The sequence below is a fragment of the Comamonas sp. Z1 genome, assembly GCF_008121555.1.
GTDB classification, from domain to species: domain Bacteria; phylum Pseudomonadota; class Gammaproteobacteria; order Burkholderiales; family Burkholderiaceae_C; genus Comamonas; species Comamonas thiooxydans.
The window spans coordinates 30,674-56,791 of record NZ_VOQT01000006.1 but is presented as its reverse complement, the minus strand read 5'-3'; the positions used below and the strand labels follow the sequence as shown (position 1 = coordinate 56,791).

Annotated in this window: 22 protein-coding genes; 7 read left to right on the top strand and 15 right to left on the bottom strand. The window is 65.7% G+C overall.

Going from position 1 to position 26,118, the window contains the following annotated elements; genetic code table 11:
* Positions 1–119 precede the first annotated feature (119 nt).
* A complete protein-coding gene (locus FSY45_RS13080; protein ID WP_046461157.1) occupies positions 120–2,246 on the top strand; it encodes a PQQ-dependent dehydrogenase, methanol/ethanol family in 2,127 nt (708 codons plus the stop codon).
* 104 nt (positions 2,247–2,350) lie between these two features.
* Positions 2,351–3,781 carry an aldehyde dehydrogenase family protein gene (locus FSY45_RS13075; RefSeq protein WP_046461158.1) on the top strand — a complete coding sequence of 477 codons (1,431 nt, stop codon included), beginning with the start codon at positions 2,351–2,353 and terminating at the stop codon, positions 3,779–3,781.
* A gap of 55 nt (positions 3,782–3,836) precedes the next feature.
* Here the strand turns inward: FSY45_RS13075 and FSY45_RS13070 are convergent, their stop codons facing one another.
* The 9 genes from FSY45_RS13070 to FSY45_RS13030 all read right to left on the bottom strand — a co-directional run bounded on the left by FSY45_RS13070 (position 3,837) and on the right by FSY45_RS13030 (position 13,641).
* Complete coding sequence (locus FSY45_RS13070; protein WP_003070502.1) at positions 3,837–4,589, bottom strand: ProQ/FinO family protein; 753 nt, start codon at positions 4,587–4,589, stop codon at positions 3,837–3,839.
* A gap of 76 nt (positions 4,590–4,665) precedes the next feature.
* Positions 4,666–5,919 (bottom strand): glycolate oxidase subunit GlcF, encoded by a 1,254-nt coding sequence (gene glcF, locus FSY45_RS13065; protein ID WP_046461159.1) that lies wholly within the window; start codon positions 5,917–5,919, stop codon positions 4,666–4,668.
* A gap of 18 nt (positions 5,920–5,937) precedes the next feature.
* Positions 5,938–7,086, bottom strand: a complete 1,149-nt coding sequence (gene glcE / locus FSY45_RS13060) for a glycolate oxidase subunit GlcE (RefSeq protein ID WP_046461160.1) — start codon at positions 7,084–7,086, stop codon at positions 5,938–5,940.
* A gap of 132 nt (positions 7,087–7,218) precedes the next feature.
* Complete coding sequence (locus tag FSY45_RS13055; RefSeq protein WP_046461161.1) at positions 7,219–8,571, bottom strand: ammonium transporter; 1,353 nt, start codon at positions 8,569–8,571, stop codon at positions 7,219–7,221.
* A 39-nt stretch (positions 8,572–8,610) separates the two neighbouring features.
* Positions 8,611–8,949 carry a P-II family nitrogen regulator gene (gene glnK / locus FSY45_RS13050; protein ID WP_003059648.1) on the bottom strand — a complete coding sequence of 113 codons (339 nt, stop codon included), beginning with the start codon at positions 8,947–8,949 and terminating at the stop codon, positions 8,611–8,613.
* A gap of 17 nt (positions 8,950–8,966) precedes the next feature.
* Entirely contained in the window at positions 8,967–9,719 is a 753-nt protein-coding gene (locus FSY45_RS13045) for a TorF family putative porin (RefSeq protein ID WP_046461162.1), read from the bottom strand.
* 375 nt (positions 9,720–10,094) lie between these two features.
* The gene (locus tag FSY45_RS13040; RefSeq protein ID WP_046461163.1) at positions 10,095–11,423 is read right to left on the bottom strand and encodes a sulfatase; all 1,329 of its coding nucleotides are present in this window, start codon (positions 11,421–11,423) and stop codon (positions 10,095–10,097) included.
* A 113-nt stretch (positions 11,424–11,536) separates the two neighbouring features.
* Positions 11,537–12,529, bottom strand: coding sequence for a Bug family tripartite tricarboxylate transporter substrate binding protein (locus FSY45_RS13035; RefSeq protein ID WP_046461164.1), 993 nt, complete (start codon positions 12,527–12,529; stop codon positions 11,537–11,539).
* 140 nt (positions 12,530–12,669) lie between these two features.
* The gene (locus FSY45_RS13030) at positions 12,670–13,641 is read right to left on the bottom strand and encodes a tripartite tricarboxylate transporter substrate binding protein (RefSeq protein ID WP_046461165.1); all 972 of its coding nucleotides are present in this window, start codon (positions 13,639–13,641) and stop codon (positions 12,670–12,672) included.
* A gap of 92 nt (positions 13,642–13,733) precedes the next feature.
* On the opposite strand from FSY45_RS13030, the gene FSY45_RS13025 reads away from it, so the two are divergent.
* On the top strand, positions 13,734–14,285 hold the full coding sequence (locus tag FSY45_RS13025) for a MarR family winged helix-turn-helix transcriptional regulator (RefSeq protein WP_046461166.1): 552 nt from the start codon (positions 13,734–13,736) through the stop codon (positions 14,283–14,285).
* 84 nt (positions 14,286–14,369) lie between these two features.
* Positions 14,370–15,908 (top strand): YifB family Mg chelatase-like AAA ATPase, encoded by a 1,539-nt coding sequence (locus tag FSY45_RS13020; RefSeq protein WP_046461167.1) that lies wholly within the window; start codon positions 14,370–14,372, stop codon positions 15,906–15,908.
* A 13-nt stretch (positions 15,909–15,921) separates the two neighbouring features.
* Here the strand turns inward: FSY45_RS13020 and FSY45_RS13015 are convergent, their stop codons facing one another.
* Positions 15,922–16,851, bottom strand: a complete 930-nt coding sequence (locus FSY45_RS13015) for a LysR substrate-binding domain-containing protein (RefSeq protein ID WP_046461201.1) — start codon at positions 16,849–16,851, stop codon at positions 15,922–15,924.
* A gap of 111 nt (positions 16,852–16,962) precedes the next feature.
* On the opposite strand from FSY45_RS13015, the gene FSY45_RS13010 reads away from it, so the two are divergent.
* Both FSY45_RS13010 and FSY45_RS13005 read left to right on the top strand, forming a co-directional pair.
* Positions 16,963–18,141 (top strand): YbfB/YjiJ family MFS transporter, encoded by a 1,179-nt coding sequence (locus tag FSY45_RS13010; protein WP_003070479.1) that lies wholly within the window; start codon positions 16,963–16,965, stop codon positions 18,139–18,141.
* A gap of 34 nt (positions 18,142–18,175) precedes the next feature.
* Entirely contained in the window at positions 18,176–19,243 is a 1,068-nt protein-coding gene (locus tag FSY45_RS13005; protein ID WP_046461168.1) for a nitronate monooxygenase family protein, read from the top strand.
* A 130-nt stretch (positions 19,244–19,373) separates the two neighbouring features.
* Here the strand turns inward: FSY45_RS13005 and FSY45_RS13000 are convergent, their stop codons facing one another.
* From FSY45_RS13000 to FSY45_RS12985, 4 genes are read right to left on the bottom strand one after another with little or no spacing between them, the layout of a single operon-like run.
* Positions 19,374–21,179 carry a feruloyl-CoA synthase gene (locus FSY45_RS13000; protein WP_046461169.1) on the bottom strand — a complete coding sequence of 602 codons (1,806 nt, stop codon included), beginning with the start codon at positions 21,177–21,179 and terminating at the stop codon, positions 19,374–19,376.
* Positions 21,180–21,199: 20 nt separating this feature from the next.
* Positions 21,200–22,147, bottom strand: a complete 948-nt coding sequence (locus tag FSY45_RS12995; protein WP_046461170.1) for a 3-hydroxyacyl-CoA dehydrogenase NAD-binding domain-containing protein — start codon at positions 22,145–22,147, stop codon at positions 21,200–21,202.
* Positions 22,144–23,352 (bottom strand): ABC transporter substrate-binding protein, encoded by a 1,209-nt coding sequence (locus tag FSY45_RS12990; RefSeq protein WP_046461171.1) that lies wholly within the window; start codon positions 23,350–23,352, stop codon positions 22,144–22,146. Before FSY45_RS12990 ends, FSY45_RS12995 begins: the two co-directional genes overlap by 4 nt.
* A 48-nt stretch (positions 23,353–23,400) precedes the next feature.
* Positions 23,401–24,339 carry a 3-keto-5-aminohexanoate cleavage protein gene (locus tag FSY45_RS12985; RefSeq protein WP_046461172.1) on the bottom strand — a complete coding sequence of 313 codons (939 nt, stop codon included), beginning with the start codon at positions 24,337–24,339 and terminating at the stop codon, positions 23,401–23,403.
* A 191-nt stretch (positions 24,340–24,530) separates the two neighbouring features.
* Between FSY45_RS12985 and FSY45_RS12980 the strand changes: the two genes are divergently transcribed.
* Entirely contained in the window at positions 24,531–25,175 is a 645-nt protein-coding gene (locus tag FSY45_RS12980; RefSeq protein WP_223305655.1) for a Crp/Fnr family transcriptional regulator, read from the top strand.
* On the opposite strand, the gene FSY45_RS12975 is transcribed toward FSY45_RS12980, so the two are convergent.
* Positions 25,172–26,101 (bottom strand): LysR substrate-binding domain-containing protein, encoded by a 930-nt coding sequence (locus FSY45_RS12975; RefSeq protein WP_012836702.1) that lies wholly within the window; start codon positions 26,099–26,101, stop codon positions 25,172–25,174. The two genes, FSY45_RS12980 and FSY45_RS12975, sit on opposite strands and share 4 nt — an antisense overlap.
* Positions 26,102–26,118 lie beyond the last annotated feature (17 nt).

Genomic DNA, 26,118 nt, shown 5'->3' with positions numbered 1-26,118 from the left:
GCAGGAGCGGTCAATGTGTTCCGCAATGGAACAGTTCTAGCCTGGGGAAATCCCGATCATGAAGAAAAACAGGCGATACACCATGCTTTGCGGCATAGCAATCACAACAGGAGACCTCGATGAAACGGCTGATCGACAACTCTCATGGACGGCCCGGCCGCATGGCCTGGATGCTGGCCGCCTGCCTGGGCAGCGCAGCGGCCCTCGCGCAAGCCGACCCTGCGGCGCAGGCCGCGGCCGCTGTGCAGCGAGTCGATGGCGCTTTCATCAGCGCCAATGCCGCCAAGACGCCCGACTGGCCCACCATCGGCGTGGACTATGCCGAGACCCGCTACAGCCGCCTCGATCAGATCAATGCCACCAACGTCAAGGACCTGGGCCTGGCCTGGTCGTACAACCTCGAATCCACGCGCGGCGTGGAGGCCACGCCTGTGGTCGTGGACGGCATCATGTACGTCAGTGCCTCGTGGAGCGTTGTGCACGCCATCGACACCCGTACCGGCAACAGGATCTGGACCTATGACCCGCAGGTCGACCGCAGCACCGGCTTCAAGGGGTGCTGCGACGTCGTCAACCGTGGCGTGGCGCTGTGGAAGGGCAAGGTCTTTGTGGGTGCCTGGGACGGCCGCCTGATCGCGCTCGATGCCGCCACCGGCAAGGAGGTCTGGCAGAAAAATACCTTCGAGGGGCAAAAGGGGTCGCTGACCATCACGGGTGCGCCGCGCGTGTTCAAGGGCAAGGTCATCATCGGCAACGGCGGCGCCGAATATGGCGTGCGCGGCTACATCACGGCCTATGACGCCGAGACCGGCGAGCAGAAATGGCGCTGGTTCAGCGTGCCCGGCGATCCGTCCAAACCCTTTGAGGACGAATCCATGAAACGCGCCGCCAGGACCTGGGATCCCAGCGGCAAATGGTGGGAGGCCGGCGGCGGCGGCACCATGTGGGACAGCATGACCTTCGATGCCGAGCTCAACACCATGTACGTGGGCACGGGCAACGGCTCGCCCTGGTCGCACAAGGTGCGCAGCCCCAAGGGCGGCGACAACCTGTATCTGGCTTCCATCGTGGCTCTGGATCCCGACACCGGCAAATACAAGTGGCACTACCAGGAAACGCCGGGCGACAACTGGGACTACACCTCCACCCAGCCCATGATCCTGGCCGACATCAAGATCGCCGGCAAGCCGCGCAAGGTCATATTGCATGCGCCCAAGAACGGTTTCTTCTTCGTGCTCGACCGCACCAACGGCAAGTTCATTTCGGCCAAGAACTTCGTGCCTGTGAACTGGGCCAGCGGCTACGACAAGAACGGCAAGCCCATGAACATTGCCGCGGCACGCGACGGCAGCAAGCCCCATGACGCGGTTCCCGGCCCTTATGGCGCGCACAACTGGCACCCCATGTCCTTCAACCCCCAGACTGGCCTGGTGTATCTGCCTGCGCAGAACGTGCCCGTCAATCTGATGGACGACAAGAAGTGGGAGTTCAACCAGGCCGGACCGGGCAAGCCCCAGTCGGGCACGGGCTGGAACACGGCCAAGTTCTTCAATGCCGAGCCGCCCAAGAGCAAGCCTTTTGGCCGCCTGCTGGCCTGGGACCCGGTTGCGCAAAAGGCTGCCTGGAGTGTGGAACATGTCTCGCCCTGGAACGGCGGCACGCTGACCACGGCGGGCAATGTGGTGTTCCAAGGCACGGCCGATGGCCGCCTTGTGGCCTACAACGCGACCAGTGGCGAAAAGCTGTGGGAAACGCCCACGGGTACCGGTGTGGTGGCCGCGCCCAGCACCTATATGGTGGACGGCAAGCAGTATGTCTCGGTGGCCGTGGGCTGGGGCGGTGTCTACGGCCTGGCTGCGCGCGCCACCGAGCGCCAGGGCCCGGGCACGGTCTATACCTTCGTCGTGGGCGGCAAGGCCAGGATGCCGGAATTCGTGGCCCAGCGCACAGGCCGGTTGCTGCAGGGCGTGAAATACGACCCCGCCAAGGTCGAGGCCGGCACCATGCTGTACGTGGCCAACTGCGTGTTCTGTCATGGCGTGCCTGGCGTGGACCGCGGCGGCAACATTCCCAACCTGGGCTATATGGACGCGAGCTATATCGAGAACCTGCCCAGCTTCGTCTTCAAGGGCCCGGCCATGGCGCGCGGTATGCCGGACTTCACGGGCAAGCTGTCGGGCGATGACGTGGAGTCCATAAAGGCCTTCATCCAGGGCACGGCGGACGCCATCCGGCCCAAGCCCTGAAGCCTGCACTTCACCACGCTGGACCACCGGTGCGCCCGAGCCACGCACCGGCGGCTCCGGATCGCAAACCTCTTCTTTTGACTCGACACCAAGGAAATAGCCTCATGCAAGACCATCTGCAGTTCTATATCGACGGCCAATGGGTGAATCCGGTCAGCCCGCGCAGCCTGGAGGTCATCAATCCCTCCAACGAGCAAGCCATTGCCCGCATCAGCATGGGATCGGCCGCCGATGTGGACAAGGCTGTGGCCGCCGCGCGTCGCGCGTTCGAGAGCTACTCGCGCACCAGCCGCGAAGAGCGCCTGGCCCTGCTGGCCAAGGTGCTGGAGGTCTACCAGAGCCGCTACGGCGACTTTGTGCAGACCATCTCGCAGGAGATGGGGGCGCCGCTGTGGCTGTCCAAGGCGGCACAGGCCGCCATGGGCGTGGCCCATCTGAGCTCCACCATCGAGGTCCTCAAGAACTTCGCCTTCGAACATGTGCAGGGCAGCACGGCCGTCGTGCATGAGCCCGTGGGCGTGGTCGGCATGATCACGCCCTGGAACTGGCCCATCAACCAGATCATGTGCAAGGTCGCCCCGGCCCTGGCCGCCGGCTGCACCATGGTGCTCAAGCCCTCGGAGGTCGCCCCGCTCAACGCCCTGCTCGTGGCCGAGGTGCTGCACGAGGCGGGCGTGCCGGCCGGCGTCTTCAACCTCGTCAACGGCGACGGCCCCGGTGTGGGCGAGGCCATGTCCTCCCACCCCGACATAGACATGATGACCTTCACGGGCTCCACGCGCGCGGGCATTGCCGTGGCCAAGGCCGCAGCCGACAGCGTCAAGCGTGTGGCCCAGGAACTGGGCGGCAAGTCTGCCAACATCGTGCTGGATGACGCCAACCTGCAGAAGGCCGTGACCCAGGGCGTGCAGGCGGTGCTGATGAATTCGGGCCAGAGCTGCAACGCACCCACGCGCATGTTTGTGCCGCGCGCCCTGCATGGGCAGGCCGTGGAGATCGCCCGTAGCGTCGCCGGCGCAGCGACCGTGGCCGATGCGCTGGCCGAGGGCATGCACATGGGCCCCGTGGTCAGCGAGGCGCAATGGGGCAAGATCCAGGCCCTGATCCGCAAGGGCATTGAAGAGGGGGCGACCCTGGTGGTGGGCGGCACAGGCCGCCCCGAAGGGCTGGTCCAGGGCTACTTTGTCAAACCCACGGTGTTTGCCGACGTGAGCAATGACATGAGCATTGCGCGCGAGGAAATCTTCGGTCCCGTGCTGGTGATGATTCCCTACGATGACGAGGAAGACGCCATCCGCATGGCCAACGACACGGTGTACGGCCTTTCGGGCTATGTGCAATCGGGCAGCCTGGAGCGTGCGCGCCGCGTGGCCGCGCGCCTGCGCACAGGCATGGTCCACCTCAACGGCGCGGGGCCTGACTTCAATGCGCCGTTCGGCGGCTACAAGCAGTCAGGCAATGGCCGTGAATGGGGCGAGCACGGTTTCCGCGATTTCCTCGAAACCAAGGCAGTCATGGGCTACGGCGCGGCCTGATCTATTCAAAATCAATAGCTGCTGGTGCTTATCTGATGGGCGCCAGCAGCTATTTTTACTGAATATTCTGCTGACGGCGACGCGCGCGTTCCAGCTGCTGTACGACCTGACGCGGATTCATGCCGTACATCTCGGCGAACTCCTGCTCCGAAGTCTGGCCGCTGAGCTGGAAGGAGCGCAGCAGCGCCTCGTCCTTGGCTGCGCGGGCATCGGCCTCGGCCAGGGCATCTACCACCAGGGCGTTGGTCTTTTCGTCACGGCCCTGCACGCGCTCGGCGTATTCCTCGCGCGTGAGACCGGAGGCTTCGTAGGCGATGACGATGCGGTTGCGCAGCTTGGGCGTCAGGTCTTCCTGCGTGCGCTGCTGGCGGCGGCGGAAGACTTCGATCAGCGCGTGGTGCACATGCTCGGGCAGCGTGGCTTCCACGGGCTGACCGCTCAGGTCATGGCGCTGCTGGCCGCTGGCCATGGCAGCCAGATAGCGACCGGAGCGGGTGTGCTGCTGCAGTGCGCTCTTGAGCGCGTCCTTGTCCAGCTCCGGGTGGGCGGCCAGCAGGTCTTCAAAAATGCCGCGCTTGAAGGGCAGCAGCTGCTCGCCGAACAGGGCCGGGTGCCACTGCGCCAGCTGCTCCAGCAAGGGGTGTTGCGGACGTGCGGCCTGCGGGGCGGCTTTGGCTGCAGGGGCCGGGTTCTGGCGGCCACGGCCGCCTCGGCGCGAGCGTGAGCCGGGCTGCGAGTCCTGCACGCTGTGCTGCGATGCCGCTTGCGAGGCTTTCTGCTCTTGTGATTCAGACACGATTTCAGTCATGGCAAAGCCCGTGGGCCTGGGAAAACAAAACCCCCAATCATGCCAGCATTGCAAACTGCAGTGGCATGCGGGGGTGTCAGCCGGCGGCCAGCGCCTGATCCAGCAGCTCCACCCAGTGCATGACCGGGACCTCGGTGCCGTTTTGCAGATGGACGATGCAGCCCATATTGGCCGAGAGAATCGCCGCGGGCTTTTCTGGGGCGAACGGCTCGTCCAGTGCGGCGATCTTGCGGTCGCGCAGCTGGTGCGAGATTTCAGGCTGCAGCACCGAGTAGGTACCTGCAGAGCCGCAGCACAGATGGGATTCGGTGCGCGCCACGCGCAGATCGAACCCCAGCTCGCGCAGGCCCGCTTCCACGCCGCCGCGCAGTTTCTGTCCATGCTGCAGCGTGCAGGGCGGGTGGTAGGCCACGGGAGCGGGGGGCACCGTGACGCGGTCCTTGAGCTTGTCCACCAGCTCGGGCAGCATGGCGGGCAACAGTTCGCTGAGGTCGCGGGTCAAGGCGCTGATGCGCGCGGCCCTGTCTGCGTATTGCGGCTCCAGCCGCAGCAGATGGCCGTACTCCTTGACGGTGACACCACAGCCCGAGGCGTTCATCACGATCGCCTCGACCTCGCCGCGTTCCACCAGCGGCCACCAGGCGTCGATATTGGCGCGCATCTGGGCCTTGCCGCCGTCCTGGTCGTTGAGGTGGAATTTCACCGCACCGCAGCAGCCCGCCTTGTCGGCAATCACGGTCTGCACGCCCACGGCGTCCAGCACGCGGGCCGTGGCGTAATTGATGCGTGGCATCATGGCCGGCTGCACGCAGCCTGCCAGCAGCAGCACCTTGCGCGCATGCTCGCGCACGGGCCAGGCCCCGGCATCCTGGACGGTCGGTATTTTTTCGCCCAAAGACTCCGGCAACAGACCTTTGACGGCGCGGCCCAGCTTCAGCGCGGGGGCGAACAGCGGGGAATTCATGCCCTCCTTGAGCAGCCAGCGCTGCAGCTTCTCGCCTGTGGGGCGCTCGACCTGCTCATCGACGATCTTGCGGCCGATATCGACCAGGTGGCCGTACTGCACGCCGCTGGGGCAGGTGGATTCGCAGTTGCGGCAGGTCAGGCAGCGGTCCAGATGCAGCTGCGTGGCCCGCGTGGGTGTTTGCCCTTCCAGCACCTGCTTGATCAGATAGATGCGGCCGCGCGGGCCGTCCAGCTCGTCGCCCAGGGTCTGATAGGTGGGGCAGGTGGCGGTGCAAAAGCCGCAATGCACGCATTTGCGCAAGATGGCTTCGGCTTCCTGGCCTTCTGGCGTGGCACGGTATTCGGGCGCGAGATTGGTTTGCATGGGGTGCTGTCCTTGTTCTTACCAATGCGCCGAGAGACGGCCCACATTGAGAATGCCGGCGGGGTCGAAGGCCTGCTTGAGCCGGGCATGCAGCTGTGCCGATGTGCGGCCTGCCGGGCTGGCCTGTGCATGCACATCGAGATCGCTGTTGGCGCTTGTCTGGCTGGCGTCCTCGGCTCTGAAAAGAGAAGCGGATCCGCCGGCTGCCTGCGCGAGTTGCTGCAAGGCTGCGGCGGCCGAACGCGGGGCCTGCACCCAGCGCTGAGCGCCATGCCAGTCGATGAACGGGCCTGCCGCGCCTTGCGGCAATGGCAGCGGCGCTGCGGTCGCAGGAGTGGACAGACGCCACAGGCAATGATCGGCAGCGCGCTGTTGGAACCAGGGCAGGTTCAGATCGCGGCTTGCGCTCCAGTCGGCGGCGACGGCGTCGCTGTCCAGCCGCTCGCCACCCAGGCGCAGCGTGGCGGCCTGAACGGCGGCGCGGGCGCCGCGCAGGCGCAGATACAGCGTGCCCTTGCCGTCTTCTTCCAGCCAGTTGCTGGCATTGAGCGGCAGAGGCTGGCCGCCCCAGTGATTGAGCCAGTCCAGCGCCTGCGCCTGGCTGCAGCTATCAAAGCGCAGAGTGGCCTCGGCCGGAGCCACGGGCAGGACCTTGAGGCTGATCTCGGTGATCAGGCCCAGCGTGCCCCAACTGCCCGTCATCAGGCGCGAGACGTCATAGCCGGCCACATTCTTCATGACCTGGCCGCCGTAGCGCAGCAGCTCGCCCTGGCCGTTGATCATCTCCAGGCCCAGCACAAAGTCGCGCACTGCGCCCACGCTGGCACGCGACGGGCCGGACAGGCCTGCGGCGACCATGCCGCCCACGGTGCTGCCCTCGCCGAAGTGCGGCGGCTCGAAAGCCAGGCACTGGCCCTGGCTGGCCAATGTTGCCTCCAGCTCGGCCAGCGGCGTGCCGGCGCGTACGGTGACAACCAGCTCGCTGGGCTCGTAGCTGACGATGCCGCTGAGCGCGCGCGTGGACAGCGGCTCGCCCTGCAGACGCAGGCCGTAGAAGTCCTTGCTGCCGCTGCCGCAGATGCGCAGCGGGGTCTTGTCACTGGCAGCGGCGCGAATGCGCTCGCTGAGCTGATTGATTTGGCTGGTGGCTGAATCCATGGCCTGCATGGTAGCCGGGGCGCCCCTTGGGCAGGAAGGTCTGGTCTTTGATTTTTTTGAAAAGCAGGCGTGAATAAAAAAGCCCCGCAGTTCGCACTGCGGGGCAACGTAATGAAACTGAACTTGCGAAGAGCCTGCCGCTTAACGGGTGTAGGCCACCTCACCATGGGATGTGATGTCCAGGCCCTGGCGTTCGGACTCTTCCGAGACACGCAGACCCACGGTCAGATCGGCAATCTTGTAGGCCACGTAGGAGACCACGCCGGACCAGACGATGGTCACCAGCACGCTCTCGACCTGCACCCACAGCTGATGGGCCATGTTGTAGCCCTCGGGTTCGATACCGCCCAGGCCCTTGGCGCAGAACACGCCGGTCAGGATGGCACCCAGGATACCGCCGACACCGTGGACGCCGAACACGTCGCAGACATCGTCAACCTTGAGCAGGTGCTTGAGGCCAGACACGCCCCAGAAGCACAGAGGGCCGGCGATGATGCCCATGACGATGGAGCCCATGGGGCCGACGAAACCGGCGGCGGGGGTGATGGTCACCAGACCGGCCACGGCACCCGAGGCGGCGCCCAGCATGGAGGCCTTGCCGCGCAGCAGCGCTTCGGCCACGATCCAGGAGATGGCGGCAGCGCCGGTCGCGAGGATGGTGTTGATGAAGGCCAGGCCGGCAGCGCCATTGGCGGCACCGGCAGAGCCGGCGTTGAAGCCGAACCAGCCCACCCACAGCAGCGAAGCGCCCACCATGGTCAGCGTCAGGCTGTGAGGGGGCAGGGCTTCCTTGCCGAAGCCGATGCGCTTGCCCAGCATGTAGGCACCCACCAGACCGGCCACGGCGGCGTTGATGTGCACCACGGTGCCGCCCGCGAAGTCCAGCGCGCCGTCTGCACCCAGCAGACCGCCGCCCCACACCATGTGGGCCATGGGGATGTAGCTGAAGGTGAACCACAGCACGGAGAACACGATCACGGCCGCGAACTTGATGCGCTCGGCAAACGCTCCCACGATCAGCGCCACGGTGATGGCGGCGAAGGTGGACTGGAAGGCCACGAACACATATTCGGGGATGGTCTTGAGCATGGACGACAGCGTGTCAGGCGTGATGCCCATGAGGAACAGCTTGTCGAAGCCGGCGAAGAACTTGCCCTCGCCGCCAAAAGCCAGCGAGTAGCCGTAGATGGCCCACAGCACGGTGATCAGCGAAAAGATCACGAAGACCTGAGCCAGCACGGACAGCATGTTCTTGCTGCGCACCAGGCCGCCGTAGAACAGCGCCAGGCCGGGGATGACCATCAGGATCACCAGCATGGTCGAGGTCAGCATCCAGGCGGTGTCGCCGGCGCTCAGGGTGGGCACGGCCTCGGCTGCGGCTTCGGCCACAGGCGCTGCGGCGGCGGCAGCCGTTGCAGCTTCCTGGGCAAAGCCGGTGGCGCCGGCAGCCAGCAGGCCCAGTCCCAGGCCTGCGCTCAATAGTTTCTTGATCATGGCAATCTTTCTCAAAACGGTTCCAGAGAGACTGGGCCTTTACAGGGCCGCGTCGCCGGTTTCTCCTGTACGGATACGGATCGACTGCTCCAGCGCCTGCACAAAAATCTTGCCGTCGCCGATCTTGCCGGTACGGGCTGCGCCCTCGATGGCGTCGATGGCGGCATCGACCAGATCGTCGGCAATCGCGGCCTCGATCTTCAGCTTGGGCAGAAAGTCCACCACATACTCGGCACCGCGGTACAGCTCGGTGTGGCCCTTCTGACGGCCAAAGCCCTTGACTTCGGTCACGGTGATGCCTTGAACACCGATTTGGGAAAGAGCTTCACGCACTTCGTCGAGCTTGAAGGGTTTGATGATGGCGATCACCATTTTCATGACGGGCTCCTGAAAAATTAGAAAGTCTTGGAGAGCGTCAGAATCAGACGCGCCTTGTTCACATCGCCGAAGTAGGCCTTCTTGTTGGCGCCAGTCACCGCTGCACCTGCAGAGAAGCCGTCGCCCAGGTCATAGGCACCACCGACGCTGTAGTCCACATAGTTGGGAACGCCCAGGTCCTTGATGTCGCTGGAGAAATGGGTGTAACCAACTGATGCTTTCAGTGTCACCTTGGGCATCACTTCCTGGCTGTAGGAGAACTGCAGATAACCGGTGTTGCGGCCCTTGAGACCCGAGCCCGCCTTGGCGCCGGCCCAGCCGAAGTAGTCCTTGGACACTGTGTGCGAGTACTTGGCCGTGAACGGGCCATAGGTGCCGGAGCCGTAGATCTCGGTGGTGTTGCCGTTGGCATTGCCCGAGTACACATAGGTCAGCATGCCCACGTCCCAGTCCACATCGGCGGCCTTGAACTTGTAGCCGCCGTAGAAGTCGGTTTCCAGCGAGTTGCCGGGCAGCCAGTCCACGGAGGAGTTCCAGTTGCCGACGTAGAAGCCGCTGTCGCCGAACGTGTAGTCAAAACCGCCTTGCAGCGCGGGCTTGACGGCCTTGGTGCGGCTGGCGTCCTGATCCTGGCCACGGAACTTGTAGTTGGTGGTCAGGGCAACGTTGGCGGAGAGCTGGGCATGGGCCCACATGGGGGCGACAACGGCGCAGGCCAGGGTGGCAGTCTTGGCGAAAGTCTTGAAACGGCTTGCAGCGGGACTAGGCATTCAGGGTTCCTCCGGTTTGAAAATTTCGTGGCAAAAATCTCGGATGAACTCTCAAAGCACAGACCGTGCCAGTCTCTGCGGCGGCTGCGGCGCGGTTCGCTGCCCAAGGCCCTGGAACAGGCAGCGGGCCATAGCTGCCCGGTACAAAAAGCTACGAGTTTTCACAATCACTGTGCGCAACTTTCGCCACCCGGGCTGCGGCCTGAACCGGATGCACCAGGATGGTGCGTTTTTGCGATGCACCGCCATGGCCCGGCTTTTGCGCGGCTTTTTGCACCAATCAGGGGATTTGAAAGTGAGCACATGCTCTTTATCTGGGCGCAGGCAAAGAAAAAGCCCATCGGCTGGGCGATGGGCTTGGGGGGCGGCCGCAATTCAGAAGCTGGCTTGGGGCAGGTCTGCCTTGGTGAACACCAGCGAGACCTTGGCTTCCTGCGGAATCGGCGGCAGCTCCTGATTCCAGCGCTCCCAGGCGCTGCGCAGCTCGGCCAGTTTCCGGGGCTCGCGATCACGCAGATTGGCGCGCTCGCGCGGGTCGCTGGCGATGTTGAACAGGTATTCGATGCCCTCGATCTGCAGATATTTCCAGTCGTCGCGTATCAAGGCCTTTTGCTCGCGGTGCTTCATGCGCCAGGCCAGGTCGCGTTCGGGCATCCAGCTTTGATCCTGCATCAGGGGCAGCAGGCTGATGCCGTCCAGCGGATAGTCGGCATGCGCGTCCACGCCCGCTGCAGCCAGGAAGGTGGCCGACCAGTCCATGGTCAGGCTGGGCGTGTCGCAGACGGCGCCGGCCGTCATGCGCGCCGGCCAGCGTGCCAGCAAAGGCACGCGGATGCCGCCTTCGAGCAGGTCCATCTTCTGGCCCACGAAAGGCCAGGTATTGGAGAAGCGCTCGCCGCCGTTGTCGCTGGTGAAGACGATGAGCGTGTTCTCGCTCAGGCCGTTCTCCTCCAGCGCGTCCAGCAGCCAGCCTATGCCTTCGTCCATGTGATGGATCATGCGCTGGTAGGTGTCGATGGAGCCGCCGTCGATATGCTTGCCCATGCCTTGCAGGCGCTCGGATTCGGCGCGGTCCTCGCGCGTCAGCCAGGGCCAGTGCGGGGCGCTGTAGTGCAGCGAGAGGTAGAAGGGCTGCTCGGCGCTCTGGCGCTTGACGAAGTCCACCGCGCGGCGGCTCAGCAGATCGGTGAGGTAGCCGTCTTCGGTGTGCGGCTCCTCGTTGGTCCAGAAGTCGGGGCGCCCGCGCGGGTCGCAGTGGGCGAAGTAGTCGGCGCCGCCGGCATGAAAGCCGTAGAACTCCTCGTAGCCCGACAGGCGCGGGCCGAAATGCGGGGGGTAGCCCAGATGCCATTTGCCGACCAGGGCCGTGGCGTAGCCGGCATCGCGCAGCAGCGAGGCCACCGTGGGGTGATCGGGCGGCAGGCCCAGCACCTTGTCGCCATGCACGCTGGCGATGGGTTCCTCGGCCGCACCGCGCAGGCGGTACTGCCAGCGGCCCGTGGCCAGCGCAAAGCGCGTGGGCGAGCACACCGAGGAGTTGGAGTAGCCGCGCGTGAAGCGCAGGCCCTGGGCGGCCATGGCGTCCAGGCGCGGCGAGACGTCGGTGGCGTTGTTGTGCGCATCGCGCGCACCGGTGCAGCCCAGGTCGGCATAGCCGAGGTCATCGGCCAGGATGAAGATCAGATTGGGGCGGGAGTCGGTCATGGGAGATCGGGGAACATTCAAAAACAGGAGCTTTTATCGCTTGTTATGCAAGGATTCTGGATAGATTTGATGCTGAAGATATTTGGTAGCAAGCGATAGATGCTCCTCAAATATCAGGGCTTGAAGCCCGAGCGCTGAACCACCGGCGCCCATTGCGCGCGGTAGGCCTTGAGCATTTTTTCCGTGTCCTGCGCGCTGCTGACCACGGGCACCAGGTTGGAGGCGGCGAACTTGTGCTGCGTGTCGGCTTCCTTCATCACCTCCTGCACCAGTTGGGACAGGCGCTGCACCGTGGCCGGCGCCATGCTCTGCGGCGCGAACAAGGTGTTCCAGCCCGTGCCGACCAGGTTCACGCCCAGCTCCTTGAGCGTGGGAATGCCGGGTGCCATGGTGCTGCGGCGCTCGCCCGAGGTGGCCAGCACGCGCAGCTTGCCTGCTTCGTGCTGGGCGATCTGGGTGTCTAGAGTGTCCACGGCGATGGGGACCTGCCCGCCCATCAGATCGGTGAGCAGCGGACCCGAGCCCTTGTAGCCCACGACCTCGACGGGCACCTTGGCGGTCTCGCCCAGCATCAGCGCAAAAAAGTGCGGCAGGCTGCCCGTGGCCGGCACGCCGAAATTGGCCTGCTGCGGATTGGCCTTGAGCCAGGCCAGCAGGTGCGGCAGCTCCTTCACGGGGACGGCACTGGCCACGGCCAGACCGAACTCGTAGCGGTTCACCTCGCTGATGGGGCGGAAGTCCTTTTCCGGGTCGTAGCCCGAGTCCGGAAACACCAGCGGCGCCACCACCATCACGGCAGGATTGGCCAGCAAAATGGCGGGCTGGCCCGCTGCTGCATTCTTCACGTACTGGGCTGACAGACGGCCGCCCGCACCGGGCTTGTTTTCCACGATGACCGGGCTGCCGAGGCGGGCCTGCAGCCGGTCGGCCACGATGCGCGCCACGCGGTCGGTGGCGCCGCCGGGCGGATAGCCGACCACCATGCGCAGCGGTGTCTTGCTGGGAAACAGGGCATGGCTCTCCTGGGCCTGCAGCGCGCCGCCGCCCAGCAAGCCTGCGCTCAGGCCGAGCCCCGCCGCGAGCTTGCCGAAGATTCTTCTTTGCATCGTCATGTCTCTCCTGGTCTGTGGTCCGCGCTGGTACCGGCTCGCGAATTCACACCATTAATGATTGGAAACCGGGCAGTGTAGGTGGGCTCCGGCACCGGCCTGACATGCTCAGATGGCCGGCGCCCGGGCTTGGGGCATCAATCGGGTTTCAGATTGATCTTGCGGGTCAGCGCCTCCCATTTGTCGGAGATCTCGCGCACCCTGGCCTGGGCCTGCTCGGGGCTGCTGCCCACCATCTCGATATCCACGGCCTTGACCCGCTCCTGCTGCTGCGGCGAGCGGATGGCGGCATCCATGACTGCGAGAAAGCGCTTCTGGATCTCGGCAGGAACGCCCTTGGGGGCGGCGAGCAACAGCCAGTAAGTGCCGTCGAAATCGGGGTAGCCCGACTCGGCAATCGTGGGCAATGTCGGCAGTAGCGGCGAGCGCGTGCGGCCCGAGGTGGCCAGGGCGGTGACGCGACCGCTCTGTATCTGTGGCAGCACCGTGGGTGCCGCCAGGAAGCCGCAGTTCACCTGGCCGCCCATGAGGTCCTGCATGGCCGGTGCCGGCCCCTTGTAGGGCACATGCACCATTTTCACGCCGGTGCTGGACAGCAGGGACTCCATGACCAGATGACCGGGCGAGCCCGCGCCGCCGGTGGCATAGGTCAGCTCGCGCGACTTGGCGGCCTCCAGCATGTCCTTGACGGACTTGAAGCCGAGGCCGGGGTTGCAGATCAGGGTCTGCGAGAACCTGGCGGCGGCGTTGAGCACCACGATGGCATCGCTGGAGTAGCCGATGTTCTTGTAGATATGCTTGTTGACGGTGAGCACCGGGTCCATGGCCCACAGCCAGGTGTAGCCGTCGGCCGGGGCTCGGGCGACCTCGGCAGCACCGATATTGCCGTTGGCACCGGCCCGGTTTTCCACGATCACGGCTTGACCTAGCGCCTTTTGCACGGCCGCCGCGAGCGGGCGCACGGCGATGTCGGAAGGGCCGGCTGGCGGCGTGGGAACGATGATGCGTATGGGCTTGGCGGGCCAGTTGTCGGCAGCATGGGATGCCGTCAGAAGCGCGGCGGCCGCCAGCCCGGCCAGAGTGCGGCGGGCGATACGGGTGCAAGGCATGGTGTCTCCTGTCGTTTTCTTTGGAGCCACTGTAAGCAGTGACTCGATAATGGATCTAATCCATCATTCCTAGAGAAAACCCACAAAGACCCATGACCAAGGCGCAGCGCCACCCCTGGCGGCAGCCGTCCGAGCTGGACGATCTGTTCCTCTACCATCTGGCCCGCCTGATGAGTTCGGCCGGAACCATGGTGGTGCGCCTGTGCGAGGGCGGCTTCGGCATCACCCGGCGCGAGTGGCGCATGATCGGCCTGCTGGCCACCAAGGGCGCCATGCAGCCGTCCCAGCTCGCGGAGCTGGCGCAGCTCGATCGCACGCGCACCTCGCGCACCATCTCCACGCTGATTGCCAAAGGGCTGCTGCACAAGCAGGGCATGGCCGGCGACGGGCGCCAGGCCATGGTGCAGCTGACCGACGCCGGGCTGGCGCTGCACACCCAGCTGTTCCCGCAGATACAGGCGATCAACCAGGAGCTGCTCGGCGACGTCAGCGATGCCGAGCTTGAGGTGCTGTCGCAGGTGTTCGAGCGCGTGCGCAATCGGGCGGCGCTCATGCAGGAGCAGGGCAGCTTTCCCAAGGCCGAGCGCCGCCGTGGCCGGGCTGCCGGCAGGCAGCCTGCCCGTGACGACGACGCCGCCGGCTGACGGCCTGTGCACACCCCTATTGCCTGTTTGAGCCGCCCGCGCATACGCTAGGCCCTACAGTCCGGCTTGAAGGGGAGGAGCGTGATGGGTCTGGCACTGGTTCAAAGTCGTGCACTGCTGGGCTTGCAGGCACCGGCTGTCACGGTGGAGGTCCATCTGGCCAACGGACTGCCTTCGTTCACCCTGGTGGGTCTGGCGGATGTGGAGGTCAAGGAGGCCCGCGAGCGCGTGCGCGCCGCCATCGTCAATGCAGGGCTGGAGTTCCCGAACAACCAGCGCATCACGGTCAATCTGGCTCCGGCGGATCTGCCCAAGGACTCAGGCCGCTTTGACCTGCCGATAGCGCTGGGCATTCTGGCGGCCAGCGGGCAGATCGATGCACAGCGGCTCGCCGATTATGAGTTTGCAGGAGAGCTGTCCCTGACCGGTGCCCTGCGCCCGGTACGCGGCGCCCTGGCTACTGCGCTGGCCCTGCAGCGTCAGCAACAGCGTGTGCGGCTGGTGCTGCCGCCAGACAGTGCGCTGGAGGCCGCCTTTGTGCCGGCCATCGAAGTCTTCGGCGCCGCGCATCTGCTGGATGTGGTCAGGCAGTTCATCGCGCATGACAGCACCCTGTCGGATCAGGGAGAGGGCGTGGAGGGCTGGCAGCGGGTGCACTCCAGACCTGCTGAAGCCTCTTTGCAGTCGCTGGATCTGCGCGAGGTGCGCGGCCAGATGCAAGCCAAGCGTGCTCTTGAAATTGCAGCTGCTGGAGCTCACGGTGTCTTGATGATCGGCCCTCCGGGTTCGGGGAAATCCATGCTGGCTCAGCGCTTTGCGGGTTTGCTGCCCGGCATGACCGATGAGGAAGCGCTCGAAGCCGCAGCCATTGCCAGCCTCAGCGGCCGTTTCACGCCGCAATTGTGGCGTCAGAGGCCGTTTGCCGCTCCCCATCACACGGCCAGCTCCATCGCGCTGGTCGGCGGCGGCTCTCCGCCCCGGCCTGGCGAGATTTCATATGCCCATTGCGGGGCGCTTTTTCTGGACGAGTTGCCCGAGTTCGCGCGCAGTGCCCTGGAGGCCTTGCGCGAGCCGCTGGAGACCGGGCGCATCACCATCGTGCGGGCTGTGCAGAGGGCGGAGTTTCCGGCCCGTTTCCAGCTGGTGGCAGCCATGAACCCCTGCCCCTGCGGCTACTGGGGCTCGCGCGTGAGAGCCTGCCGCTGCTCGCCCGATCAGGTGGCCCGCTATCAGGCACGCATCAGCGGTCCCTTGCTGGACCGTATCGATCTGCATGTGGAGGTGGCGGCACTGTCGCCCGAGGAGTTGCTGGCAGCGCCCGAAGGGGAGAGCAGCGCTGCCGTGCAGCAACGCGTGAGCGCGGCCAGGGACAAGGCCTTGCAGCGCCAGGGCCTGCCCAATCATCAGTTGCAGGGGGCACAGCTCGACACGCATCTGCAGCTGGAGCCCGAGGCGCTGACCTTTGCCCACAAGGCTGCAGCGCGCCTTGGCTGGTCGGCGCGCGGCACGCACCGGGCCTTGAAGGTGGCGCGAACCATTGCCGATCTGGCGGACTCGGATTCCATCACGCAAACCCATCTGGCCGAGGCATTGCAATACCGCCGAGCGCTGATGCAGCCGTGATGTCCTGCCGCTCTCAGGCGGCAAGAGCCAGCGCCACGGGCTGTGCCCGTGTGGCCTGCGGATTGACACCCAGTACCTGCGCAAATGCATGCAGTGCCGGCGACCAGCCTTGTACGGCAGCGGTCACAAAACAGGTGTCGACAAAGGCCAGCTCCTGTCCGCTCTTGCCGGGCAGAGTCATCCAGTGCACGCCAAAGCGCTGCTGCTGGGCTTCGACCAGCGAGCGCGACAGCAGCGCATAGCCCATGCCGGCGGCCACGCAGCCGAGGATGGTGTCCAGCATGCCCAGCTCCATGATGCGTACCGCCGTCACACCCATCGAAGCCATCAGCAGCTCGATCCGCTGACGGTAGCTGCAGCCCTGGCGAAAGGCCAGAAACACGGAGCTGCTGAACTCTGCGGCGGTGGGGAAGCGCGTCAGCGGCTGTCCGCTGACCAGCACCAGCTCTTCACGAAATACCGGCCAGGATTGCAGCTCGTTTTGTGGTGCGGCACCGTTGATGAAGGCACAGTCGATGCGACCGGCCGCCAGCTCCATCAGCAATGCGGCGCTGGGCTGGGCGTCCAGCTCCAGGTCGATACCCGGATGCTGCCTGCGCAACTCGGCCAGCAGTGGCGGAAGACGCAGTGCGGCCGTGGTTTCCATCGAGCCTATGCGCAAGGCGCCCTTGACCTGGCCGGCGGCAAACTGCCGGGCTTGCAGCATGGCCAGTACCTGGTCATGCGACTGCAGCATCTGCCGCGCAGATTCCAGCAGCGTACGTCCGGCCGGAGTCGGAAAGACCGGGTTGGCCCGCATGAGCAATTGCACGCCTGCTTCGTCCTCGAGCTTTTTGATATGGGCCGTGACATTGGATTGCACGGTGTGCAGCCGCTGGGCTGCGGCACCAAAGCTGCCGCTTTCGCAGACGGCTTCGAACATGCGCAGGGATTTGAGTTGCATATGCGGCTCCAATATCTTTAAATGAGATGCAAGTCATCATTTTGAATCATTGGACATGATCGAGTCGCAGCGTTTAGGCTTGATGCCAATTTCCCCTCCATAACCCGAGCTGTGATCGAACGCAAAGAACTTCCCCTGCTGTTGACCGGCTTCATGGCCACCCTGAGCGGCGTCGGCCTGGCCCGTTTCGCCTATACCGCGCTGATGCCGCAGATGGTGCATGCGGGCTGGTTCAGCGGCGAGCAGGTGGCTTATCTGGGCGCCGCCAATCTGCTCGGCTATCTGATCGGCGCCCTGGTCGCCGCGCCGCTGGCCGAGCGCATGGGCGCGCTGCGCGTGCTGGTGATCTGCTGGGTGGCCGTGATGCTGAGCTTTGCAGGCTGCAGCCTGCCCCAGCCCATGGCCCTGTTCTTTGTCTGGCGGCTGGTCTCGGGTATTGCCGGTGCCGCGCTGATGGTGCTGGGCCCGTCGGTGGCCATGGCTGCAGCAGCGCCGCAGCGCCGTGCCACGCTGGGCCCGCTGATGTTCTGCGGCATTGGCGTGGGCGCCTTGCTGGCCGCCACGCTGGTGCCCATGTTTGCGCGCAGCAGCCTGAGTGCCGTATGGTGGGCGTTGACGGCGCTGTCTGCGCTGGCGCTTTACAGCGGCCGGCATGCTGCGCGCCAGATCCCGCTGCATGCACCGGTGGCGATCCAGCCCACGGCGGTCGCAGCCTCCAGCACAACGCCGTGGAGCCTGGCGGTGATTCTGGTGCTGGTCGCCTATGCCTGCGACGCCTTCGGCTTTGTGCCGCACACCGTGTTCTGGGTGGACTACCTGGATCGCGAGCTGCAGCTGGGCGGCGCCTATGCCTCGACGCAATGGGCATTCTTCGGGCTTGGCGCGATGGTCGGGCCGCTGTGCGCGGCCTACTGTGCCACGCGCTGGGGCTGGTGGGGAACGACCACGGGCGCCTATGCCCTCAAGGCCGTGGCCATCGGCCTGCCGCTGGCCTGGGCCGGTTTCGGTGGCCATGCGCTGTCGGGCTTTGTGGTGGGGGCGCTGTCGCCTGGCATGGCTGCCATCACCTCGGGCTATCTGATGCAGCTCATCGGCCCCGGCCAGCACAAGAAAATGTGGGGCTACGCCACGGCGGCATTTGCGCTGCTGCAGGCCAGCTCCGGCTATCTGATGGCATTTGTTTACGCCAGCAGCGGCAGCTATCGCCAGCTGTTCGTGCTGGGCTGCGCGGCGCTGGGCCTGGGGGCGCTGCTGGTGGCCTCTAGCCGCCTGGCCCGCACTGCGCAATGATCAGGATCGAGAAGTGACAACCAGGAGACGTGCGATGAGCAAACTACCTTTGTGGATGACAGGCCTGGGTCTGCAGCATCCCATCATTCAGGCCCCGATGGCCGGGACCTCGACCCCGCAGCTGGCGGCTGCCGTGAGCAATGCATACGCCCTGGGCTCGATCGGCATAGGCGCCTACGGCCTTGAGCAGGCGCGCCAGCACATCGAACAGACGCGTGCGCTGACCAACCGCCCCTTCAACGTCAACCTCTTTTGTCACCGTGCGCCGGTAGCAGATGCGGAGCGCGAAGCACAGTGGCTGCGCTACCTGGCGCCGGAGTTCGAGCGCTACGGCGCGTCCGCGCCGCCCAGCCTGCGCTGCATCTACGAGTCAGCGCTGGGCAATGAGCGGTTGCAGGCCATGCTGCTGGAGCTGCGTCCCGCCGTGGTGAGCTTTCATTTCGGCCTGCCGGAGCAGGGCTTTGTCGATGCCTTGCGCGCCGCCGGCATCACCACGCTGGCCTGCGCCACCAGCCTCGACGAGGCGCGCCAGATCGAGCAGGCCGGGGTGGATGTGATCGTGGCTCAGGGCATGGAGGCGGGCGGCCATCGCGGCGCTTTCGTGCCCGAGCAGGACAGACTGATGGGGACTTTGGCGCTGGTGCGGCTGCTGGCGCGCGAGTCCCGCCTGCCCGTGGTCGCCGCAGGCGGCATCATGGACGGCGCAGGCATTGCTGCCGCTTTGCAGCTCGGAGCCTGCGCCGTGCAGATGGGAACGGCCTTCATCCTCTGCCCCGAATCCGCAGCCAGCCAGGCCTACCGCGCCGAGCTGCAAGGCGACAGCGCGCAGCACACGGCCATCACCGCCGCCATTTCCGGCCGTCCTGCGCGCGGCATGTTCAACCGTCTGCACCAGCTGGGACGAGACTATGCGGGAGCACTGCCCGCCTATCCCATGGTGTATGACGCAGGCAAGGCGCTGCACCAGGCCGCCAGCGCGCAGGGCAGCAGCGACTATGCCGCACACTGGGCCGGCCAGGGCGCACCGCTGGCTCGCGCCATGCCAGCGGCCGAGCTCGTGCGCACGCTGGCGCAGGAGCTGGAGCAGGCGGAGCACGCCTGACCGGGCTTGAGCGGATTTCGGTGCGCCTGGAGTAACCATCTGATTTGATAGCTGTCATCGCTTGTAATGCATCAGATCTGGATTGTTTGAGCCAAGATTTGAATACTGACTTGTGATGACTGCTATGGCTTTAGCTGTTGCAGCGAATGACCGATGCATCCTTTGAAGCGAACAGACGTCGCACCGCATCGGCGCGCCGCGTCAGCACCGCGCGTTGGTTGACGTAGCCCTTGTCGGTGATCTCCCCGGCCTCTGCGTCCGGCGGATCGGCCAGCACCAGCGCGCAGCCGGGGCTTTGCGAGCTGCCCGCGCCTGCGTCGCGCTGCTCGTGCATCACGCGGCGCAGTGCCTGTGTCAGGGTTTCGGGGGCGGCAGCGCCTGCGGGCGTGGCAAATACCAGCAGGCCCAGCTCGTCACGGTCGTGGCCTGCGATGACGATGTCCTGCACCCATGGCGCCAGGCGCGACACCAGTTCCACGCGCAACGTTCCCACCGAGACCCAGGTGCCGCTGGAGAGCTTGAAGTCCTCGGCCACGCGGCCGTTGAAGATCACGCCGCGCTCGGGCCGCTGCTCGTCCACGACGAAGCCTGCGTCGCCGATGCGGTAATAACCTTCCTCGTCGAAGGCCGCTGCCGTTTCGCGCGGTGCGTCGCGGTAGCCGGGGAAAACCGACACGCCCTTCACGCGCATTTCCTGCTTGTTGCCGTTGGGTACGAACTTGAGCTCCAGCCCGGGCAGTGGCGCACCTATGCAGCCTGCGCTGTCAAGCTGCCAGTGGGCCGAGGTGATCGCGGGCGAGGTCTCGGTGCAGCCCCAGGAAGTGGTCAGCCACAGGGGGCGGCCCGGGCGCACGCGCTGGGCCACCGCCTCCAGTCGCTTCCAGGTCGAGGGGGCCAGCGCCGCAGCCGCATAGAAGGCCAGGCGAAGGCGCGAGAGCATGTCTGCCGCCAGCGCGTCGTCGGCCTCCATCAGCGGCAGCACCATGTCGAAGCCGCGCGGCACGTTGAACCACAGCGTGGGGCGGACTTCGCGCAGATTGCGCACCGTCTTCTCGATCAGACCCGGTGCGGGCCGGCCCTCGTCGATGTAGAGCGTGCCGCCGTGCGCCAGTACCAGATGCAGGTTGTGGTTGCCGCCGAAGGTGTGGCTCCAGGGCAGCCAGTCCACGAGCACGGGCTTTTCCTGCTCCAGGAAGCGCCAGGTCTGCGCCATTTGCTGCTGGTTGGCGCACAGCATGCGGTGCGTGTTGATGACCACCTTGGGCGTGCCTGTGGAGCCCGAGGTCAGCAGGTATTTGGCATGCGTGTCGGGCGCGATGGCCTCGTATGCAGTGCGCACGGCGGCCGTCTCGGGTCTGGCCATGAGCGCCTCGAAATCCAGCCCGCCAGGCCAGTGCGGTGCATGTGCGCTGAAGACGCAGGGCGCGCGGGTTTCGCAGGCTGCCAGCGCCGGTCCGTACAGGCGCGCGTCCGATGCGTAGATCAGCGCGGGCTGCAGCACCTGGAGCATCTGGCGCAGCCGCCCGAAGTCGCGCGCCGTGCGCGAGTAGGCACTGGACAGCGAGCAGGCTGCCCGGCCCACGTGCATGGCGGCCAGCATCAGCACCGCGTGATCGATGGCGTTGTCCGACAGGATGACCACAGGGCCGGGGGGCAGATCCAGGTCCAGCAGCCCCTGGGCCGTGCGTCCCACGGCCTCGCGCAACTCGCCCCAGCGGAGCATGCGCCAGCCGCTGCCGTCGGGCGTGCGCTCGGCCAGAGCCGGCGCCTCGGGGGTCTCGCGCGCCCAGCGTTCCAGCCACTCGCCCACGCAACGTGCATAGGGCTTGAGCGCCACGGGCGATCGCAGCACGAAGCTGCCGTCGTCGAGATCGATGCGCAGGCTGCGCGGCGGGGCGACCTGCTGCGGGTCGGACAGGAAGTCTATGGCTTGCATGCATGCTCCTTTATGTGGGCTCAGAACAGCGAGCCCTGGACCTTGGCACGTATCAGGTCGGTCAGCAGTTCGTCGCGCGTGCGCTCCAGCTCCTCCTCGCGGCGCATGCCGCGCGCCTCGGCCACGCCCTGCACCACACTGTCCTTGAGCGCCTCTGTCATGGCTGGATTGCCAAGATCGCGCCACCAGCTCTCGATGGGGCCGCCCAGGTGCTCCAGCAGATGCTGCATGCCGCCCTGTCCGCCAGACAGATGCAGGTTCATGAATGGTCCCATCAGCGCCCAGCGCAGGCCGGGGCCGTGGGCGATGGCCGTGTCGATGTCGCTGACGCTGGCCACCCCCTGGTCAACGAGGTGAAAAGCCTCGCGCCACAGCGCTGCCTGCAGACGGTTGGCGATGTGGCCAGCGATTTCGCGCCGCACATGAATGGGGCGCTTGCCCAGCGCTGCATAGAAGTCCATGGCGCGCTGGATGCTGTCTGGCGAGGTGGCATCGCCACCACCCACCTCCACCAGCGGAATCAGGTGCGGCGGATTGAAGGGATGGCCCAGAACCACGCGCTGCGGCGTCTTGCAGCGTGCCTGCATGCCGCTGACCGGCAGACCCGAACTGCTGCTGGCCAGCAGTACCTGGGATGGTGTGGCCGCGTCCATGCGCGCATAGAGGTCAGCCTTGAAGTCGGCGCGCTCGGGGCCGCTTTCCTGCACGAAGTCGCAGCCGTCCAGCGCACGCTCCAGTGCGGCATCGAAGCGCAGGCGTTCGGGCGAAGCTCCATCCGCCAGCCCCATGCGTTGCATGGTCGGCCAGTGGCGCTGCACCGCTTCGCGCAGGCGCTGCTCGGCGCCGGGTGCGGGATCGGTGGCCGTCACATCCAGGCCGCGCGCCAGGAAGAACGCTGCCCAGCTGGCACCGATCACGCCGGTGCCGACCACGGCCACGTGCCGTATCACGGTTGCGGCCGCGCTCATGATGTCTTCCATTGCGCGCAGCGTGTCTCTGCGCGGGTAGTCCAGGCGGCCTCGCCCCGGATGGTCTCGACCACCTTGTAGTAGTCCCAGGGCTCTCTGGATTCGGCTGGCGTCTTCACCTGCATCAGATGCATGTCATGCACCATCAGGCCGTCGGCGCGCAGCCAGCCGTCCTTGACGAACATGTCGTTGAATCGGGTCTTCCTGAGCTGTTCCATCACCTTGGTGCCATCGTCCGTGCCCGCGGCCTGCACGGCCTTGAGGTACTGCAGCGTGGCGGAGTAGTCGCCCGCATGGAAGGAGGTGGGCATGCGCTTTTGCTTGTCGAAGAAGCGCCGCGCCCATGCGCTGGCCTCGGGGCTCTGGTTCCAGTACCAGCTGTCGGTCAGATACATGCCTTGTGCCGTCTTCAGGCCCAGGGCGTGTACGTCCTGAATGGTGATGATCATGCCCGCGAGCTTCATCTTCTGCGCCAGCCCGAATTCCGCCGCCGACTTGATGGCGTTGACCGTGTCGCCACCCGCATTGGCCAGGGCCAGCACATCGGGCTTGGCCGCCAGAGCCTGCAGCATGAAGGACGAGAAGTCGCTGGCGCCCAGCGGGTGCTTGACCGCACCGGCCACGTTGCCGCTGCCGGCTTCGAGCACCTTGGCGGCATCGGCCTGAAGCGCATTGCCGAAGGCATAGTCGGCCGTCACGAAGAACCAGCGCTTGCCGCCGCTCTTGAGCACGGCGCTGGCCGTTCCGCGCGCCATGGCCACCGTGTCGTAGGCATACATGACCGTGTAGGGCGAACACTGCTCGTTGGTGAGGCTGGAAGCACCCGAGCCGACCACGAAATAGGGCTTGCGCTTATCGCGCGCCACGCCCGCCATGGCAATGGCCGCACCCGAATTCACGCCACCGATCAGCATGTCGAAGCGCTCCACGTCGAACCATTGGCGCGCCTTGGCTGCGGCGATGTCGGCCTTGTTCTGGTGGTCGGCCGCCACCAGCTCGATCTTCTTGCCGTTGATGGCTCCGCCCATGTCGGCGATGGCCATGCGTATGGCCTCTGCGCCTGCCGGCCCGTCGTAGTCGCGGTATACGCCCGACATATCGCTGATGAAGCCTATGCGTATCACATCGTCCGAAATCTGAGCTGCTGCCGTGGCCGCACCGGCCAGCGTCATGGCGCCAGCCAGGGCCTTGCATGTGAAGTTCATGATGCTGTCTCCTCGTTGTTTTGTGAGCTGTGCTGCGCCGTGCGCGGCTCAGGCCGCCTGTGCCATGGCGGCGGGCGCGAACGCGGGCAGCGGCATGCCACTGCGTTGTAGCCCCATGATTTGACGTGCCTCCTCGGGTGTGGCGGGCTCCATGTCGAGCTCGCGGATCAGGCGCACGATGCGCTCCGTCAGCTGCACATTGGTGGCCAGTTCGCCCTGGCGGTAGTAGAGGTTGTCCTCCAGGCCCACACGCGCATGGCCGCCCAGCAGCAGCGCAGCCACATTGGCCTCCAGCTGCGAGGGGCCGATGCCGCTGACGCAGAAGATGCTGTTGGCGGGCAGAACGTCCACCATCTGCTGCAGATAGCGCGGCGAGAACGGCATGGCGTTCTGGAAGTTGCGGTGGACATTCATCACCAGGTTGATGAAGTGCGGTGCGGCATCGTGGTCTTCCTCGATCAGCGTCGTCACGTCCTGCAGGATATGGGTGTGTGCGAAGACTTCCCACTCTGGCTTGATGCCGCGCGCCTTCATGCCTACGGCCAGCTCGCGGCCCCGGGACAGCGGCGTGTCCATGAGGATCTCGCGCCCGCCGAAGCTCAGGTTCAGCGTGGTCGCATCCAGCGTGCACATCTCGGCGCCTGCGTCCATGCCCTTGATGCGTTCCTCCCAGGCGATTTCCCAGCGCCCGCCCTGCAGCTCGCGCACCATGTCGCCGTGCACGCCGCCGCCCGTGGAGTTGTTGATCACGATGTCGCAGCCCGCAGCGCGGATGCGGGTGTTGATGTCGCGGTAGATGTCGGCATTGCAGGTGGCGCCGTCGTCGGGGCGGCGCGCATGGATGGCGGCAACGCTGGCGCCTGCATTGCAGCAGCGCACCACGTCCTCGGCGATCTCGTCCGGCTGGGTAGGGAGATGGGGGTTCTGCGATTTGTGGGCCATGCCGCCCGTGGGGGCAATGGTCACGATCACCTTGCGCTTGCTCATGGCGTCTCCTGATGCGTGGGATTGGGTCGTCAGCTATTATTTTTTTCACCCCTGCACGAATCAGTCGTTGCGATGACATTTGACCTCGGGGTAAGTACGCAAGGAGCTTCACCATCGCCCGCCATCACCGCTCAACGGCCGCGGCCCGTCCCACCCTCGACGAACTGCTCTCCGGCTCGGCCTGGTTTCCCGTGCTCGACGTTGCCGTGCGCGAACGCGTGCGTGCCGAGATGCGCGAGGTGGACCTGCCCGCGGGCACTGCGCTGTGCCGTATGGGCGATGCGCCTCGGCACTGGTATGGCGCCATCGAAGGGCTGCTCAAATGGTCGGTGAGCAGCGCCGACGGCCGCTCTGTCACGCTGGGCGGCCTGTCGGTGGGCAGTTGGTTCGGCGAGGGAACGGTGCTGCGCGGAGTGGCGCGCACCGCGGACGTGATCGCTCTGCGCGACAGCCGCGTGGCCTTGATGCCTGCCGAGGTCTTTGAATGGCTGCGCGGCAGCGAGCGCAGCTTCGAAGCCTTTTTGCTGCGTCAGATCAACGAGCGCATGCACTGGTTCCTGGGCAACTTTGCGGCCCACCATCTGCTCGATACCGACAGTCAGGTGGCGCGTGCACTGGTAGGCCTGTTCCACCCCTGGCTGCATCCGGGAAGCGACCCGCGCCTGCGGGTGTCCCAGGAAGAGATTGCCAACCTCTCTGGCCTGTCGCGCCAGCGCTGCAACGCAGCGCTGCGGCGCCTGGCGGCGGCCGGCCTGATAGAGATCGAATACGGCGGCATCACCGTCGTCGACCTGCCGCGGCTGCGATCACGCGTGCTCGCAGCCGCGTCGTTCTAGCGGCCAGATTCGCTCTGCGTCACGTTGCTCTCGCCGTGCTCATGGTAGGCAGCGATGGCGTCCATCAGTTCCTGCAGCTGGACCGATACCTGCTGTTCCTCGCGCACCAACATATAGCGGGGGCGCACTGCCCAGGCGTCGGTCAGCGGCACGCGGCAGACGCGCGGCAGGCCGCGGTAGCGCTGGGCCACGGTCTCGGGCACCACGGCCACGCCCACACCTGCCGCGACCATGCGGCACATCGAGTCGAAGCTGGACAGCTGTATGCGCAGCTTCAGCGTGGTGCCCAGTTGCTGGCTCAGCCGCTCCAGAAAGGTCTGCAGCGTGCTGCCACGGTGCATGCCCACAAAGCGCTCGTGCAGCACATCGGCAAAGGCCACGCTGCTCATGTCCGCCCAGCGCGCGGTGTCGGGGGTCACCAGCACCAGCCGGTCGGTGCTGAAATGCAGCACGCGCAGGCCGTGCGTGTCCACCTCGCCGGCCACGATGCCCAGGTCGGCGCGGCCGTCGCGGATGTCGGCGGCAATGCCGGCATTGGGGCGCTCCTGCAGGTCCACGCTGATGTGCGGGTGCTGGGTGAGGTAGGCCGCAAGTATGTCGGGCATGAACTCCGTCACGGCCGTGGTGTTGGCGAATACGCGCACATGGCCGCGCAGGCCCGCGCCGTACTCCTGCAGGTCGGCTTGCAATTGCTGCGAATGCTGCAGCATGGCGCGCGCATGGTGCAAAAAGGCCTCGCCGGGTGCAGACAGCTTTACCCCTCTAGCCTCTCGTATCAGCAAAGGCATGCCGGCCTGCTCCTCCAGTGCCTTGACACGTGCGCTGGTGGCTGCAAGCGATAGGTGAGACTGTTCAGAAGCCCTTGTCAGGCTTCCTGTCTGTGCTATCAAAACAAAGAGTCTTAAATCCTTGAGATCGAATTGTATGGCGGCTCATGGTTTAT